At 63.3% G+C, this 16,611-nt stretch carries 15 protein-coding genes; 11 read left to right on the forward strand and 4 right to left on the reverse strand.

Annotated elements, in window-relative coordinates; translation table 11 throughout:
- Positions 1–178: 178 nt before the first annotated feature.
- Together NLX68_RS25190 and NLX68_RS25195 are read right to left on the reverse strand one after the other, a co-directional pair.
- A complete protein-coding gene (locus tag NLX68_RS25190) occupies positions 179–586 on the reverse strand; it encodes a PA2817 family protein (protein ID WP_010223202.1) in 408 nt (135 codons plus the stop codon).
- Between the two features lie 68 nt (positions 587–654).
- Positions 655–3,102 carry an acyl-CoA dehydrogenase gene (locus NLX68_RS25195; RefSeq protein WP_254286305.1) on the reverse strand — a complete coding sequence of 816 codons (2,448 nt, stop codon included), beginning with the start codon at positions 3,100–3,102 and terminating at the stop codon, positions 655–657.
- A 184-nt stretch (positions 3,103–3,286) separates the two neighbouring features.
- Between NLX68_RS25195 and NLX68_RS25200 the strand changes: the two genes are divergently transcribed.
- From NLX68_RS25200 to NLX68_RS25210, 3 genes are all read left to right on the forward strand, one after another.
- Positions 3,287–3,910: a glutathione S-transferase family protein gene (locus NLX68_RS25200; protein ID WP_254286306.1), complete on the forward strand. Its 624-nt coding sequence runs from the start codon at positions 3,287–3,289 to the stop codon at positions 3,908–3,910.
- Positions 3,911–4,064: 154 nt separating this feature from the next.
- Complete coding sequence (locus NLX68_RS25205; protein ID WP_010223205.1) at positions 4,065–4,997, forward strand: ABC transporter ATP-binding protein; 933 nt, start codon at positions 4,065–4,067, stop codon at positions 4,995–4,997.
- On the forward strand, positions 4,994–5,773 hold the full coding sequence (locus tag NLX68_RS25210; RefSeq protein ID WP_010223206.1) for an ABC transporter permease: 780 nt from the start codon (positions 4,994–4,996) through the stop codon (positions 5,771–5,773). Before NLX68_RS25205 ends, NLX68_RS25210 begins: the two co-directional genes overlap by 4 nt.
- On the opposite strand, the gene NLX68_RS25215 is transcribed toward NLX68_RS25210, so the two are convergent.
- Entirely contained in the window at positions 5,741–6,283 is a 543-nt protein-coding gene (locus NLX68_RS25215) for a DUF2062 domain-containing protein (RefSeq protein ID WP_254286307.1), read from the reverse strand. The two genes, NLX68_RS25210 and NLX68_RS25215, sit on opposite strands and share 33 nt — an antisense overlap.
- A 143-nt stretch (positions 6,284–6,426) precedes the next feature.
- On the opposite strand from NLX68_RS25215, the gene NLX68_RS25220 reads away from it, so the two are divergent.
- The 8 genes from NLX68_RS25220 (at position 6,427) to murB (ending at position 13,257) form a co-directional block, all read left to right on the forward strand.
- Positions 6,427–8,649: a DNA internalization-related competence protein ComEC/Rec2 gene (locus NLX68_RS25220; protein WP_254286308.1), complete on the forward strand. Its 2,223-nt coding sequence runs from the start codon at positions 6,427–6,429 to the stop codon at positions 8,647–8,649.
- A gap of 70 nt (positions 8,650–8,719) precedes the next feature.
- Positions 8,720–9,355 (forward strand): MotA/TolQ/ExbB proton channel family protein, encoded by a 636-nt coding sequence (locus NLX68_RS25225; protein WP_010223209.1) that lies wholly within the window; start codon positions 8,720–8,722, stop codon positions 9,353–9,355.
- Complete coding sequence (locus tag NLX68_RS25230; protein ID WP_010223210.1) at positions 9,352–9,783, forward strand: biopolymer transporter ExbD; 432 nt, start codon at positions 9,352–9,354, stop codon at positions 9,781–9,783. The genes NLX68_RS25225 and NLX68_RS25230 overlap by 4 nt, the downstream gene beginning before the upstream one ends.
- A complete protein-coding gene (gene lpxK / locus NLX68_RS25235; protein ID WP_254286309.1) occupies positions 9,783–10,793 on the forward strand; it encodes a tetraacyldisaccharide 4'-kinase in 1,011 nt (336 codons plus the stop codon). Before NLX68_RS25230 ends, lpxK begins: the two co-directional genes overlap by 1 nt.
- Positions 10,794–10,830: 37 nt before the next feature.
- Positions 10,831–11,016, forward strand: coding sequence for a Trm112 family protein (locus NLX68_RS25240; protein WP_003247142.1), 186 nt, complete (start codon positions 10,831–10,833; stop codon positions 11,014–11,016).
- Positions 11,013–11,777 (forward strand): 3-deoxy-manno-octulosonate cytidylyltransferase, encoded by a 765-nt coding sequence (gene kdsB, locus NLX68_RS25245; protein ID WP_254286310.1) that lies wholly within the window; start codon positions 11,013–11,015, stop codon positions 11,775–11,777. The genes NLX68_RS25240 and kdsB overlap by 4 nt, the downstream gene beginning before the upstream one ends.
- Positions 11,777–12,241: a low molecular weight protein-tyrosine-phosphatase gene (locus NLX68_RS25250; RefSeq protein WP_254286311.1), complete on the forward strand. Its 465-nt coding sequence runs from the start codon at positions 11,777–11,779 to the stop codon at positions 12,239–12,241. The genes kdsB and NLX68_RS25250 overlap by 1 nt, the downstream gene beginning before the upstream one ends.
- Entirely contained in the window at positions 12,238–13,257 is a 1,020-nt protein-coding gene (gene murB / locus NLX68_RS25255) for a UDP-N-acetylmuramate dehydrogenase (protein WP_254286312.1), read from the forward strand. The genes NLX68_RS25250 and murB overlap by 4 nt, the downstream gene beginning before the upstream one ends.
- 172 nt (positions 13,258–13,429) lie before the next feature.
- Here murB and rne read toward each other — a convergent pair whose 3' ends face one another.
- The gene (gene rne / locus NLX68_RS25260; protein ID WP_254286313.1) at positions 13,430–16,591 is read right to left on the reverse strand and encodes a ribonuclease E; all 3,162 of its coding nucleotides are present in this window, start codon (positions 16,589–16,591) and stop codon (positions 13,430–13,432) included.
- Positions 16,592–16,611 lie beyond the last annotated feature (20 nt).

Raw genomic sequence — 16,611 nt, forward strand, 5'->3', positions numbered from 1 at the left:
GGAATAGCTCAGTTGGTAGAGCACGACCTTGCCAAGGTCGGGGTCGCGAGTTCGAGTCTCGTTTCCCGCTCCAAATAAAGAAACGCCGTTCGTTTGAACGGCGTTTTTTTTCGTCTCGATTATTTAATCGCTGTCTGCGGGCGGCAGGGCTGTTGTCAGCCCTGCGCACCTTCATCGCTTAATGCTTGCTGTCGTCGTCCGACATGCTCAGCAGCTGTTTTTCCTGGTTCCAGTCGAAGGGCTCGTCATTCTGCTCGGCTTCGAAGCGGCGCTCTTCCAGTTCCTGGTACATGTCCAGCTCGTTCTCCGGCATGAAGTGCAGGCAGTCGCCGCCAAAGAACCACAGCAGGTCGCGTGGCACCAGGTGAGCAATTTGCGGGTAGCGCTGGATGACCTGGCAGATGATGTCCTGGCCAAGATAGGTACTTTCCGGGTCGACCGGCAGTTGCAGCATCAGCTCGTCGAAGCGCTCCAGAAACAGCGCGTGGCTTTCTTCCGGTACCTGCTCGGCTTCGCCCAAGGCAACCAGGATGGTGCGCAGGTGGGTGAGCAGGGCGAGATGATATTCCAGGCGATCGGTAGCCATGCTGGCAATCCTCTTGAGCAAAAACGGGCGCGGGAGTATACGGCTCCCGGCGCCCGATGTCCCGGCTCTTAGCGAATCTTGCCGTCGGCCGGTAGCAGTTCCTCCTTGTTGAAGGCGTCCACATCGATCACCCGGCGGCGTGCCGTTTCAGCGGCATGCAGGCTTTGCGCCTCAACGGCTTGCAGCACGCCGGCATGCAGGGCGGCATCGATTGCCGATTCGCCCGGGGCGGGGGCGACCTGGCCGCTCTTGAGTGCCTGATGCAGCTTTTTGCGCAGTGGCTCGCTTGCGCTGAGTTGCTCGTAGGCCTGTTGCAGGGCCGCAACCGGGTCACCCTCCGCTTGCGGTCGGTAGCAACCGGCAAGCAGTTCTTCCAGGGCCGGGTCGCCCTTGGCGCGGCCAATCAGTTCGGCGATCTCGGCGTCCAGTTCATCGCTTGGCCCGCTGTGGCGGCGCCCGAACGGGAACACCACCAGGCGCAGGGCGCAACCGAGCAAGCGATTGGGGAAGTTGTCGAGCAGCCGGTCCAGGGCTTTTTCGGCCTGGCCGAGGCTTTCTTCCATGGCCCAGCGCAATAGCGGTTGCAGGTGCTCGGGCGAGTTCAGATCGTGGTAACGCTTGAGTGCGGCCGAGCCTAGGTACAGGTGGCTGAGCACATCGCCCAGGCGCGCCGACAGACGTTCGCGGCGTTTGAGTTCGCCGCCGAGCAGCATCATGCACAGGTCCGCCAGCAGGGCGAAGGCCGCCGCCTGACGGTTGAGGGCGCGGAAGTAACCCTGGCTCAAGGCATCGCCCGGGACTTTCTCGAAGTGACCCAGGCCCAGGCCGAGCACCAGGGTGCTGGCGGCGTTGCCCACGGCAAAGCCGATGTGCTGCATGAGCAGTTGGTCGAACTCCTTGAGTGCCTGGTCGTGGTCCTCGCGGCCGGCCAAAGCCATTTCCTTGAGCACGAACGGATGGCAGCGAATCGCGCCCTGGCCGAAGATCATCAGGTTGCGCGAGAGGATGTTGGCACCCTCGACGGTAATAAAGATCGGCACGCCTTGCCAGTTGCGCCCCAGGTAGTTGTTCGGGCCCATGATGATGCCCTTGCCGCCATGCACATCCATGGCGTGCTGGATGCACTCACGGCCGCGCTCGGTGAGGTGGTACTTGAGGATCGCCGAGAGCACCGAGGGTTTCTCGCCCAGGTCCACGGCTTTGGCGGTGAGCAGGCGCGCACTGTCCATCAGGAAGGCGTTGCCGCCGATGCGCGCGAGGGATTCCTGGATACCTTCGAAGGCCGCCAGTGGCACATTGAACTGCTCACGGATACGCGCATATTGGCCGGTGACCAGGCTGGTGTATTTGGCCGCGCCGGTGCCCACTGCCGGCAGGGAGATCGAGCGGCCCACCGACAGGCAGTTCATCAGCATCATCCAGCCCTTGCCGAGCATGTCCTGGCCGCCGATGAGGAAGTCCAGCGGCACGAACACATCCTTGCCGCTGTTGGGGCCGTTCATGAACGCCGCGCCCAACGGCAGGTGGCGCTTGCCGATCTCGACGCCGGGGATGTCGGTGGGGATCAGTGCCAGGCTGATGCCCAGTTCTTCCTTGTCGCCCAGCAGGTGTTCGGGGTCGTAGGCCTTGAAGGCAAGACCCAGCAGGGTGGCGACAGGGCCGAGGGTGATGTAGCGCTTTTCCCAGTTGAGGCGCAGGCCGATGACTTCCTCGCCTTGCCACTGGCCTTTGCAGATGACGCCGGTATCGGGCATGGCGCCAGCATCGGAGCCGGCCAGCGGGCCGGTAAGGGCGAAGCAGGGAATCTCGTCACCACGGGCCAGGCGCGGCAGGTAGTGATTGCGCTGCTGGTCGGTACCATAGTGCAGTAGCAGTTCGGCCGGGCCGAGGGAGTTGGGCACCATGACTGTCGAGGCGAGGTCGCCGCTGCGGGTCGCCAGCTTCATCGCCACCTGCGAGTGGGCATAGGCCGAGAAACCCTTGCCGCCGTACTCCTTGGGGATGATCAAGGCGAAGAAGCCATGGCGCTTGATGTGCTCCCAGGCCGCGGGCGGCAGGTCCAGGTCCTGGCCGATCTGCCAGTCGCTGACCATGGCGCAGAGTGCTTCGGTGGGGCCATCGATAAAGGCCTGTTCTTCTTCAGTGAGTTCGGCCTTGGAATAGCCGAGCAGGGTGTTCCAGTCCGGGCGGCCGCTGAACAACTCGCCGTCCCACCACACGGTGCCGGCGTCGATGGCTTCGCGTTCGGTCTGCGACATCGGCGGCAGGGTGCGCTGGAACCAGCCGAACAACGGTGCGCTGAGCACGTTGCGGCGCAGGTCGGGGAGCAGCAGCGGGACGGTCACGGCGGCCAGCAACAGCCAGAAGATCGTCAGCAACCAGCCCGGTGAATGGCTGAAAATGCCCATCGCCAGCAGGTACAGGGCGACGATGCCCAATGCTGGCAAGGCGGCAATGCGACGGTGGGCCAGGTAAGCCACGCCGATCACCAGGACCACTAACCACAACAGCAACATAGGAAGTTCCTCCGTGAAACATCGGGGCATTTCGCCATCCATCGAAGCTTAGACCGCATCGGCTAAACGGCTTGTCTGAACAGTGACAGGACATGACCTCAGGAGTTCGCCTGAATGCCAGACGATTGCCAGCGTGATCGCCTGGAGTAGACTGGGCGACCGGTCAAACCAATAGGGATATGTCATGCTCAAGATCTGGGGTAGGAAGAACTCGACCAATGTCAGGAAAGCACTGTGGTGTGCCGAAGAGCTTGGCCTTGAGTATGAGTCGATAAATGCCGGGGGCGCCTTCGGCCTGGTCAATGACCCGCAATACCGGGCATTGAACCCCAACGGCCTGGTGCCGATGATCGAAGACGACGGTCTGGTGCTTTGGGAGTCCAATGCCATCGTTCGCTACCTGTGCGCGCAATACGGTAGCGCGTCGGGTTGGTATGAGACGGACGCGCGCAAGCGCGCCGAGGCGGACAAGTGGATGGACTGGGCCACCTCGTCGCTCGCCACGCCGTTTCGCCCCTTGTTCTGGGGCATGGTGCGCACGCCTGAAGAGCAGCGGGATTGGCTGGCAATCAACGCCGCGCACAAGACCTGCGCGCAGCTGCTTTCGATTGCAGATCAGGCCTTGGCCAATTCGCCGTATCTGTCCGGCGATACCCTGGGCATGGGCGACATTCCGCTGGGCTGTTTTGCGTATGCCTGGTTCGAGATGCCTATCGAGCGTCCCGAAATGCGTCACCTGCGCGCCTGGTATGAACGCTTGCGGGAGCGCCCGGCGTACCAGGCGGCAGTGATGACCGCACTGACCTGATCGCTGTTGATCGGGTAACTACGGTCAATCTGATAGTTATTATCGATACACATGACTGTACTTGTCCGGTCTGCACAAGCACCATGGTCATATTCACTGCGGCCGGCCTTGCCCGGCCGCGTCTAGAACCTTCCACACTGGTACGCGACCCGCTATGAGTTCTGCTCTGTCCATAAGGCAGCTAACCAAAACCTACGGCAACGGTTTCCAGGCCCTCAAGGGTATTGACCTGGATGTCGCCGAAGGTGACTTCTTCGCCTTGCTCGGCCCCAATGGCGCCGGTAAATCCACCACCATTGGCATCCTTTCGACCCTGGTCAACAAGACCAGCGGCAGCGTGAATATTTTCGGTCACGACCTTGATCGTCAACCCGCCGCGCTCAAGCGTTGCATTGGCGTGGTGCCGCAGGAATTCAACTTCAACCAGTTCGAAAAGACCTTCGACATCGTCGTGACCCAGGCCGGCTACTACGGCATTCCGGCCAAGGTGGCCAAGGAGCGTGCCGAGCAGTACCTGACCCAGCTCGGCCTGTGGGACAAGCGCAATGCACCGTCGCGTGCGCTGTCCGGCGGCATGAAGCGCCGCTTGATGATCGCGCGCGCCCTGATACACGAGCCGCGCCTGTTGATCCTCGACGAGCCCACCGCGGGCGTCGACATCGAGCTGCGCCGTTCGATGTGGAGCTTCCTTACCGAGCTCAACCAGAAAGGCATCACCATCATCCTCACCACCCATTACCTGGAAGAGGCTGAACAGCTGTGCCGCCACATCGGCATCATCGACCACGGCACCATCGTCGAGAACACCAGCATGCGTGCCTTGCTGAGCAAACTGCATGTCGAGACCTTCCTGCTCGACCTCAAGCAGGACTTGCCCCAGGCGCCACACCTGGTCGGTTATCCGTGTCGTCTGATCACCCCGCACACCCTGGAAGTGCAAGTGGACAAGGAAGTGGGCATCACCGCGCTGTTCGGCCAGCTGGCGCTGCAGAACATCGAGGTGCAGAGCCTGCGCAACAAGACCAATCGTCTCGAGGAGCTGTTCGTGTCCCTGGTTGAGAAAAACCTGGCAAAGGTGGCGGTATGAGTTCGGAACTGAGCGCCAACCTGGTCGCCCTCAATACCATCGTCTACCGCGAAGTACGCCGCTTCACCCGGATCTGGCCGCAGACCCTGCTGCCTCCGGCAATCACCATGGTTCTGTATTTCGTGATCTTCGGTAACCTGATTGGCCGGCAAATTGGCGACATGGGCGGTTTCACCTACATGGAGTACATCGTCCCGGGGCTGATCATGATGTCGGTGATCACCAACTCCTATGGCAACGTGGTGTCGAGCTTTTTCGGCAGTAAATTCCAGCGCTCGATCGAGGAGCTGATGGTGTCGCCGGTGTCGCCGCACACCATCCTCGTCGGCTACACCCTGGGCGGTGTATTGCGCGGCTTGGCGGTGGGGGTGATCGTCACGTTGCTGTCGTTGTTCTTCACCGACCTGCAGGTGCACCACCTGGGCGTGACCATTGTCGTGGTGCTGCTGACGGCGACGATCTTCTCGTTGCTGGGCTTCATCAATGCGGTGTTCGCACGCAACTTCGATGATATCTCGATCATCCCGACCTTCGTGCTGACGCCGCTGACCTACCTGGGCGGGGTGTTCTACTCGATTACCCTGCTGCCGCCGTTCTGGCAGACCGTGTCGATGGCCAACCCGGTGCTGCACATGGTCAACTCGTTCCGCTATGGCATTCTCGGCGTGTCGGATATCCGTATCGGCGTGGCCATCAGCTTCATGCTGGTCGCCACTGCGGTGCTGTATGTCGGTTGTACGCGCCTATTGGTCAGCGGGCGAGGAATGCGCACCTGATTGCTTGACCTTGCGCCGGCGCCACTGCCGGCCTACCCACCAGCGCCAGTAGAGCATGGTCAGGCAGTAGGCGAGGGCGCCGAGCAACACGCCACACACCACTGAACCGAGCAGGAACGGCTGCCACAAGGTCGACAACTGGTCGGTGATCCATTCGAAGGTCAGTTCTTCGGGCAGGCTGCGTGGCGGAATCTGCATCAGCCAGGCGCCCATCTGGTAGGTGCAGAAGAACACCGGCGGCATGGTGATCGGGTTGGTCAGCCACACCAGGCTGACCGCGATCGGCAGGTTGCCGCGCACCATGATCGCCAGGCTGGCGGCCAGTAGCATCTGCATCGGAACCGGGATAAAGGCGGCGAACAGACCGACGGCCATGGCCCGCGCAACCGAATGCCGGTTGAGGTGCCAGAGGTTGGGGTCGTGCAACAGCCGGCCGAGAAAGCGTAAGGATTTGTGTTCCCTGATGCTGGTCGGATCGGGCATGTAGCGTTTGAAGAGACGACGCGGCATGTGGGGTCTCGGCAATCTGAAGGGTGCCAGTATGCACGGATTCTAAAAGTGCCTTATTCAGACTTTGTGACAATTATTTAGCGAGCGCTTGCCGTCACTGATCTAAGCCTCAGGAGGTGGTTCACTTCTGGAGCTTCAACCTTATGCGCACAGGGATGTTGGCGCTTGCGCTCGGGCTGATCAGCCTCGGGTTTCTACCGGCTTTGCCGTCTGTCTGGGGACTTGTCCTGCTGACAGTTGTCGGCCTTTCCTGTTTGCCTTCGCGGCTTTGGCCAATCGGGCTGTTTCTGCTGGGGTTGAGCTGGGCCTGTGTCTCGGCGCAATCGGCGCTGGACCAGCGTCTGGCGGCAGAACTCGATGGCCGTACCTTGTGGATTGAAGGCCGGGTCACAGGCTTGCCGGAGCAGGGCGCGCGCTCGGTGCGCTTCGAGCTGAGCGCTGCCCACTCTCGCCGTGCGCAATTGCCCCGGCGAATACAGCTCAGCTGGTTTGGCGGGCCAGCGGTCAACAGCGGTGAGCGTTGGCGATTGGCCGTCAGCCTCAAACGCCCCTCCGGTTTGCTTAATCCTCATGGTCCCGATCAGGAAGCGAGCCTGTTGGCCCGGCGTATCGGTGCCACCGGCAGCGTCAAGGCCGGCGAGCGCCTGGCACCGGCGACAGCGGCCTGGCGCGATCACCTGCGCCAGCGCTTGTTGGCTGTGGATGCCCAAGGCCGGGAGGCGGCGCTGGCCGCGCTGGTACTGGGTGATGGCGGCGGGTTGGCGCGCGAAGACTGGCAGGCGTTGCAGGCAACCGGTACGGTGCACTTGCTGGTGATCTCTGGCCAGCATGTGGGACTGCTGGCCGGGTTGGTGTATGCCTTGATTGCCGGGCTGGCGCGCCTTGGCTGGTGGCCGTCAAGGCTGCCCTGGTTGCCTTGTGCCTGTGCGCTGGCACTTGCCGCCGCACTGGTCTACGGCGTGCTGGCCGGTTTTCAGGTGCCGGTGCAGCGTGCCTGCGTGATGCTGGCCATGGTGCTGCTCTGGCGCCTGCGTTTTCGCCATCTGGGCGTTGGCTTGCCGCTGTTGCTGGCGCTGAATGCGGTGTTGCTGTGGGAGCCGCTGGCCAGTTTGCAGCCGGGCTTCTGGTTATCGTTCGTGGCCGTGGCGATTCTGATCTTTACCTTCAGCGGCCGCCTTGGCGCCTGGAACCGGTGGCTGGCCTGGGGTCGCGCCCAGTGGTTGATCGCCATCGGCTTGTTGCCGGTGTTGCTCGCGCAAGGTTTGCCGGTGAGCTTGACGGCACCGCTGATCAACCTGCTGGCGGTGCCGTGGATCAGCCTTGCGGTGTTGCCGGCGGCGTTGCTCGGCACCCTGTTGCTGCCGGTGCCGTATCTGGGGGAGGGGCTGTTGTGGCTGGCCGGTGGCTTGCTCGACGGTTTGTTCCGGATGTTGGCAGAAGCCGCTGTCTGGCGCCCGGCCTGGCTGCCTGCGGCACTGCCTTTCTGGGGCTGGTTGCTGGTGTGCCTGGGAGCGTTCCTGCTGCTGTTGCCGCGCGGCTTGCCCATGCGCGCTCTCGGCTGGCCTTTGCTGCTGCTGGCGGCATTTGCGCCACGGGAGCGCGTACCCGAGGGCCAGGTGGAAGTCTGGCAACTGGATGTCGGCCAGGGGCTGGCGTTCATCTTGCGCACCCGTCACCACGCCATGCTCTATGACGCGGGCCCGGCCATGGGCGATTTCGATTTGGGCGAGCGGGTGGTGCTACCCAGCTTGCACAAGCTGGGTGTGCGCCAGCTCGACCTGATGCTTCTTAGCCACGCCGATGCCGACCACGCCGGCGGTGCTCGCGCCGTTCAGCGCGGTTTGCCGGTACTACGGGTGCTCAGTGGCGAAGCGTCGGCCTTGCCTGCTGTGCTACAAGCGCAATCTTGCGGTAGCGGAGAGCGTTGGCAGTGGGACGGGGTCAATTTTTCCCTCTGGCAATGGCATGACGCCGGTGATAGCAACCAGGATTCCTGTGTGTTGCTGGTCGAGGCGCAAGGCGAGAAGCTGCTGCTCACCGGTGATCTCGATGCCCGTGGCGAGCGGGCCTGGGGGCGGGATTGGCAGGCGGGCCAGGTCGATTGGCTGCAGTCGCCCCATCACGGTAGCCGCAGTTCCTCCAGTGAGGCGCTGTTGAGCGCAACCGCCCCGCGTGGCGTGCTGATCTCCCGGGGGCGCTACAACGCCTTCGGTCATCCTCACCCCGAGGTCATGGCGCGCTATCGGACGCACGGTATCCAGGCTTACGACAATGTCGAACACGGTGCGCTGCGCCTGCGCTTGGGGGCGTTCGGCGAGCCTGAAGGGCTGCGCGCCCAGCGGCGTTTCTGGCGTGAGCCGAGATGACGACCTTCGGCAGATGAGCCCCCTGGGGTCCTATGGTAAAGTGGCGGACTTTTTCGAGGGGATGCTTACTGTGTGGGAATTGGTCAAGTCCGGTGGCTGGATGATGCTGCCGATCATTCTGAGCTCCATCGCTGCCATGGCGATCGTCGCCGAGCGTCTCTGGACCCTGCGCGCCAGCCGGGTCACGCCACCGCATCTGCTGGGCCAGGTGTGGATGTGGATCAAGGACAAACAGCTCACCAGTGACAAACTCAAGGCCCTGCGCGCCGATTCGCCACTGGGCGAGATCCTCGCTGCGGGCCTGGCCAACTCGCGCCATGGCCGCGAGATCATGAAGGAATGCATCGAAGAGGCCGCCGGCCGGGTCATTCATGAGCTGGAGCGCTACATCAATGCCCTGGGCACCATCGCCGCCATGGCGCCGCTGCTCGGCCTGCTCGGCACCGTGCTGGGCATGATCGATATCTTCAGTGCCTTCATGGGCACCGGCATGACCACCAACGCGGCGGTGTTGGCCGGTGGTATCTCCAAGGCGCTGATCACCACGGCGGCCGGCCTGATGGTTGGTATCCCGGCGGTGTTCTTCCACCGTTTCCTGCAGCGCCGTATCGATGAGCTGGTGGTCGGCATGGAGCAGGAGGCGATCAAGCTGGTCGAAGTGGTGCAGGGCGACCGTGATGTCGACCTGGCCGAGGGCAAGGCGTGAAATTCCGGCGCAAGCCACGGGAGACCGTGGACATCAACCTGGCCTCGCTGATCGATGTGGTGTTTATCCTGCTGCTGTTCTTCGTGGTCACCACCACCTTCACCCGCGAAACCCAGTTGCGCGTCGAGCTGCCGGAATCGGTCAGCGGTGCGCCAGCGCCGGATTCCGAGCTCAAGCAGTTGGACATCACCATCAGCGCCGATGGCGTCTACTCGGTGAACAACCACCTGTTGCCCAAGAGCGACCTGGCGACCCTGACCGAAGCCCTGCAGCAGGAATCCGCAGGTGACACCAAATTGCCGTTGTCGATCAGCGCCGACGGCAAGACCCCGCATCAGGCGGTGGTGACTGCCATGGATGCGGCCGGCAAGCTCGGTTTCAGCCAGTTGCGCATGACCACGGTCGAGGCGGCTCAGGGGACGCCCTGATGGCTATTGCCGATCGCCTGCTCGATGCCTGGTACGCCGGGCATCCTGCCCTGGCCCTGCTGCGTCCACTTGAAGCCCTGTATCGCCGTGTGGTGCTGGGCAAGCGCGCGCGCTTTCTCAGTGGTGAAAGCCAGCGTTACCGCGCGCCGGTGCCGGTGATTGTGGTGGGCAACATCACCGTCGGCGGAACCGGCAAGACCCCGATGATTCTCTGGTTGATCGAGCATTGCCGTCAGCGCGGCCTGCGCGTCGGCGTGGTCAGTCGCGGTTATGGTGCCAAGCCACCGCAGTTGCCTTGGCGCGTGCGTGCCGAGCAGGGCGCGGCCGAGGCGGGCGATGAGCCTTTGCTGATCGTCCAGCGCAGCGGCGTGCCGCTGATGATCGACCCGGACCGCTCGCGCGCCGTACAGGCGTTGCTGGCCAGCGAGCCGCTGGACCTGATCCTTTGTGACGACGGCATGCAGCACTACCGCCTGGCGCGCGATCTGGAACTGGTGCTGATCGATGCCGCCCGCGGCTTGGGTAATCGCCGCTGCCTGCCAGCCGGCCCCTTGCGCGAGCCGGTGGAGCGCCTGCAGGAAGTTGACGCGGTGCTTTACAACGGCGCCACGGCCGATCGGGAAGACGCTTTTGCCTTTGTCCTGCAGCCTACCGCGCTGGTCAACCTGCGCAGCGGCGAGCGTCACCGCCTCGACTATTTCCCACCTGGCCAGGCCCTGCATGCCGTGGCCGGTATTGGCAACCCGCAACGTTTCTTCAACACCCTGCAGGGGCTAAACTGGCAGCCTGTGCCACACCCTTTTGCCGATCATGCCGAGTACAGCGGCCAGGCCCTGAGCTTCACGCCTGCGCTGCCTGTGGTCATGACCGAGAAGGACGCGGTCAAATGCCGCGCCTTTGCTGCTGACGACTGGTGGTACCTTGCGGTCGATGCTGTGCCTTCGCCGGGCTTCCAGGCCTGGTTCGATGCCCAGCTCGCTCGCTTGCTGCCCGGGTCGCAGCCCTCCTGATTCGTTTCTTTTCCGGCCATTGGCCCGAGGAATTTCCATGGACACCAAACTGCTCGATATTCTTGCCTGCCCGATCACCAAAGGCCCACTCAAGCTCAGTGCCGACAAGACCGAGCTGATCAGCAAGGGTGCCGGTCTTGCCTACCCGATCCGCGATGGCATCCCGGTAATGCTTGAAAGCGAAGCGCGTACCCTGACCGATGACGAGCGTCTGGACAAATGAGCCTGGCCTTTACCGTTGTGATTCCGGCGCGGCTCCGGTCGACCCGCTTGCCGGGCAAGCCGTTGCTGACGATTGCCGGCAAGCCGATGATCCAGCATGTCTGGGAACAGGCGTGCAAAAGCAGCGCCAGCCGCGTGGTGATCGCTACCGATGACGCGGGTATTTTCAAGGCCTGCGAGGCCTTCGGCGCCGAAGTGCTGATGACCCGCGAAGACCATGACTCCGGTACCGACCGCCTGGCCGAGGTGGCTGCCAAGCTGGGCCTGGCCGCCGATGCCATCGTGGTCAATGTTCAGGGCGACGAGCCGCTGATCCCGCCGGTGATCATTGATCAGGTGGCGGCCAACCTGGCGGCCCATCCTGAAGCTGGCATCGCCACCCTGGCCGAACCGATCAGCGACATCGAAGCGCTGTTCAACCCCAATGCGGTCAAGGTGGTCAGTGATTGCAACGGTCTGGCCCTGACCTTCAGCCGTGCCCCGTTGCCGTGGGCGCGTGATGCCTTCGCCCAAAGTCGTGAGCAAATGCCGCAAGACGTGCCGTACCGCCGTCACATCGGCATGTACGCCTACCGTGCTGGCTTCCTGCAGGATTTCGTCGCCTGGGGCCCGTGCTGGCTGGAGAGGACCGAAGCGCTGGAGCAATTGCGCGCGCTTTGGCATGGCGTGCGTATTCACGTCGCCGATGCAATCGATGCGCCGCCTGTGGGCGTCGACACCCCTGAAGACCTGGAGCGCGTGCGGCGCTTGCTGGAGGCCTGATGCGGGTACTGTTCGTGTGCCTAGGCAATATCTGCCGTTCACCCACCGCCGAAGGCGTGTTGCGTCACCAGTTGCAGGCTGAAGGCCTGGGCGAATTGATCGAGGTGGCTTCGGCCGGTACCGGTGACTGGCATGTCGGCAAGCAACCCGATACCCGGACCTGTCGTACCGCCCGCATACGTGGCTATGACTTGTCGCAGCAGCGTGCGCAACAGGTCAAGGCCGCGCACTTCAATGAATGCGACCTGATCCTGGCCATGGACAAGAGCAATCTTGGCCATCTGCGGGCAATGCAGCCTGCCGGGTCAAAAGCCGAGCTGGACTTGTTCCTGCGTCGCTATGAAGGTGCGCTGGATGAGGTGCCGGATCCTTACTACGGCGCCGAAGAGGATTTCGAGCAGGTCCTGGACCTGATCGAGGTCGCCTGTCGCCGCTTGGTCATCGAACTCAAGGGCCGTTTATGAGCGGGCAGTGGCAGCAACAAGTATCGCTCAAGCCGTACAACACCTTCGGCATTGACGTGAAGGCCCGCTATTTCACTGAAGTCCATAGCGACGATGAGGTGCGCCAGGCCTTGGCCCGGGCGAGTGAGCAGGGCGTACCGGTGCTGGTGGTCGGCGGTGGCAGCAACCTGCTGCTGACTGGCGATATCCAGGCGTTGGTTATGCGCATGGCCAGTCGTGGCCTGCGCATCCTGTCTGACGACGGTGAGCGGGTAGTGGTCGAGGCCGAAGCCGGTGAGCCCTGGCATCCGTTCGTGCAGTGGAGCCTGGCCCAGGGTCTGGCCGGGCTGGAAAACCTCAGCCTGATCCCGGGCACGGTCGGCGCCGCGCCGATGCAGAACATTGGTGCCTATGGCGTCGAGATCAAGGATGTGTTCGCCGGGCTCACCGCGCTGGACCGCGAGACCGGCGAGTTGCGCGATTTCAGCCTGGAAGAATGCGCCTTTGCCTACCGTGACAGCCTGTTCAAGCGTCATCCGGGCCGCTGGTTGATTCTGCGGGTGCGCTTTGCCTTGAGTCGGGTAATGCACGCGCACCTGGAGTACGGTCCGGTGCGTCAGCGTCTGAGCGAGCAGGGCGTCAGTCAGCCGACTGCGCAGAATGTCAGCGATGCGATCTGCAGCATTCGCCGCGAGAAGCTGCCCGACCCGCTCGAGCTGGGCAATGCCGGGAGCTTCTTCAAGAACCCGGTGGTGGCTGCGGTGCTGGCCGACAAGATCCGCTTGCAGTACCCGGGGCTGGTGGCTTATCCACAGGCTGATGGTCAGTTCAAGCTGGCTGCGGGCTGGTTGATCGAACAGGCTGGCTGGAAGGGGCATCGCGAAGGCGATGCCGGGGTGCACCGCTTGCAGTCGCTGGTGTTGGTCAACTATGGCCAGGCCACCGGTGTGCAATTGCATCAACTGGCGCAGAAAATCCAGGCCGATATCCTTGAGCGTTTCGGGGTCGAGCTGGAGATGGAGCCGAATCTGTACTGATTTGTGTTGTCCTTGTGGGAGCTGGCGTTGCCAGCGATCGAGCCCGAAGGGGTCGTAGGCTGTGCTGGCCCTATCGCCGGCAAAGCCGGCTGCCACAGGTGATCCGCTTTCCTGCAGGCAATAAAAAAGCCCCGCCAGTTACCTGGCGGGGCTTTTTTTTCAGCCTGGATAATCAGACGAGCGGTTTGTGCTCTTCTGTGGTTTCCAGTTTCTCCTCGACCGCTTGTTCAGCCGGTGCAGCAGGCGCCTCTTCAGCGACCACGGCAGCGCTGGCTTCGGCGGTGGCCACTGCAGCGGCGGCTGCGGCAGCTTCGGCTTCACGCTTGCGACGGCGTACTTCACGCGGATCGTTCGGGGCGCGACCGCCGCTGGTCAGGGCGCTGACCGGTGCTTCAACAGCAGGTGCCGGCGCTTCGACCGGTGCTGGCTCGACAACGGGCGCAGGCGCTTCGACTGCTTCGGCAACGACTACCGGTTCAGCCACAACCGGTGCCTGCACTGCAGGCTCTGGCTCGACTGCAGCAACCGGCTCGACCACTTCAGCTGGTGCAGGCACGGATGCTTCGACCACTGGAGCGATGCTGGCTTCGATGGCCTGCGGCGCTTCGACCGGGGCAGTGAACGGTTGTTCGACAACCGGTGCGGCAGCGACTTCAGCAGCCTGGACGGTTTCAACCACTTCGGCGACTTCAGTGACTTCAACCACTGGCTGGGCAGCTTCGACAGCGACGGTTTCGCTGGCAGCGACTTCAACAACGGCCTGCTCTTCGACAGCAGCGGTGGCGCGTTCGGCCTGCTGGTTGGCTTCGGCTTCGGCAGCGGCGCTGATGTTGCTGGTGGCAACAGCGGCGGTCACGGCCAGGCCGGCGGCCAGTTCAGCGCCCAGCTCGTTGGCTTGAGGCTGCTCTTCGCTGCCTTCTTCCGAGCCTTCTACCAGGTTGCCGTTGGCATCGCGTTGACGCTCGCGACGGTTGCTGCGACGACGCTGGCCACGGGAGCGGCGGCGAGGGCGTTCGCCTTCGGTGCCTTCCTGGTTGTCATCTTGCAGCAGCTCTTCGTTCGGCAGTTGTTCATCAGCCGCTTCTGCAGCCTGTTCGGCTGGGCGAGGCTGACGCTCTTCACGCGGCGGACGCGGTTGGCGCTCTTCACGTGGTGCGCGCTCTTCACGCGGAGCACGTTCTTCGCGCGGTGCACGCTCTTCACGTGGGGCGCGTTCTTCGCGTGGTGCACGTTCTTCACGAGGCTGACGCTCTTCACGCGGGGCACGCTCAGGGCGCTCTTCGCGTACGGCCGGGGCAACGGCGTCCAGTGGCTCGCGCAGTTCGCGGACCGGACGCTCCTCGCGGGAGCGGCGTTCTTCACGTGGTGCGCGTGGTTGGCGCTCTTCACGCGGCTGACGTGGTGCGCGCTCTTCACGGGCAGGGGCTTCTTCGCGAACTTCGCGTGGCTGACGCTCCTCACGCGGGGCGCGCTCGGCACGCTCTTCACGTGGCTTGCGCTCTTCGTCGCGGCGGCCGTTGCGATTGCGGCTCTGCTGACGACCGTTGCGACGCTCTTCGTTGCGCTGCGGGCGTTCGCTGGCAGGTTTCTCGGCAACTGCAGGCGCGGCGGCGGCAGGTTCGTCCTTGCCGGCGAACAGGCTGACCAGCGACTTCACCAGGCCTTTGAACAGGCTTGGTTCAGGTGCGTGCACCGGGGCAGCCACTGGCGCGGCAGCTTCGGTTGGCACCGGGGCGTTGGCGCGGGCCGGGGCAGTCTTGACTGCGGCTTCCTGGCGCACCAGGGTGCGGGTGGCGGCAGCCGGTTGGACTTCTTCGGTCTCGGCGGCAGCGATTTCGTAGCTGGACTGGCCGCTCAGGGCTTCCGGGCTGTCGTCGCGCAGGCGCTGGACTTCGAAATGCGGGGTTTCCAGGTGATCGTTCGGCAGGATGACGATGCGAGCCCGGGTGCGCAGCTCGATCTTGGTGATCGAATTGCGTTTTTCGTTGAGCAGGAAGGCGGCAACCGGAATCGGCACTTGGGCGCGGACTTCGGCGGTGCGGTCTTTCAGGGCTTCTTCTTCGATCAGGCGCAGGATCGCCAGCGACAGCGATTCGACGTCACGGATGATGCCGGTGCCGCTGCAGCGTGGGCAGACGATGCCGCTGCTTTCGCCGAGCGAAGGGCGCAGGCGCTGACGGGACATTTCCAGCAGGCCGAAGCGCGAGATGCGGCCAACCTGTACACGGGCACGGTCGGCTTCCAGGCATTCGCGGACTTTTTCTTCCACGGCGCGCTGGTTCTTGGCCGGGGTCATGTCGATGAAGTCGATCACGATCAGGCCGCCGATGTCACGCAGGCGCAGCTGGCGGGCGATTTCCTCAGCCGCTTCCAGGTTGGTCTGCAGGGCGGTTTCCTCGATGTCGCTGCCTTTGGTGGCGCGCGCCGAGTTGATGTCGATGGAGACCAGGGCTTCAGTCGGGTCGATGACGATCGAGCCGCCGGACGGCAGGTCGACGACGCGCTGGAAGGCGGTCTCGATCTGGCTTTCGATCTGGAAACGGTTGAACAGCGGCACGCTGTCTTCGTACAGCTTGATCTTGCTGGCGTACTGCGGCATCACCTGGCGGATGAAGGTCAGGGCTTCTTCCTGGGCGTCGATGCTGTCGATCAGTACTTCGCCGATATCCTGACGCAGGTAGTCGCGGATGGCGCGGATGATGACGTTGCTTTCCTGGTAGATCAGGAATGGCGCGGCGCGGTCCTGGGAGGCTTCCTTGATCGCGGTCCACAGTTGCAGCAGGTAGTCGAGGTCCCACTGCATTTCTTCGCTGCTGCGGCCAAGGCCGGCAGTGCGCACGATCAGGCCCATGTCGGCAGGGGCGACCAGGCCGTTGAGGGCTTCGCGCAGTTCGTTGCGTTCTTCGCCTTCGATGCGACGGGAGATGCCACCGGCACGCGGGTTGTTCGGCATCAGTACCAGGTAGCGACCGGCCAGGCTGATGAAGGTGGTCAGGGCAGCGCCCTTGTTGCCGCGTTCTTCTTTCTCGACCTGGACGATGACTTCCTGGCCTTCGCTGAGCACTTCCTTGATGTTCACCCGGCCTTCGGGCGACTTCTTGAAGTATTCGCGGGAGATTTCCTTCAGCGGCAGGAAGCCGTGACGCTCGGAGCCGAAGTCGACGAAAGCGGCTTCAAGGCTAGGTTCGATCCGGGTGATCCGGCCTTTGTAGATGTTGGCCTTCTTCTGCTCACGCGCGCCGGACTCGATGTCCAGGTCGTAGAGACGTTGGCCGTCCACCAGAGCTACACGCAACTCTTCGGGTTGAGTCGCGTTAATCAGCATTCTTTTCATGTAATACCGTCGGTTTCCGG

Origin of the sequence: Pseudomonas sp. SBB6, assembly GCF_024213215.1 — a bacterium.
GTDB lineage: Bacteria > Pseudomonadota > Gammaproteobacteria > Pseudomonadales > Pseudomonadaceae > Aquipseudomonas > Aquipseudomonas donghuensis.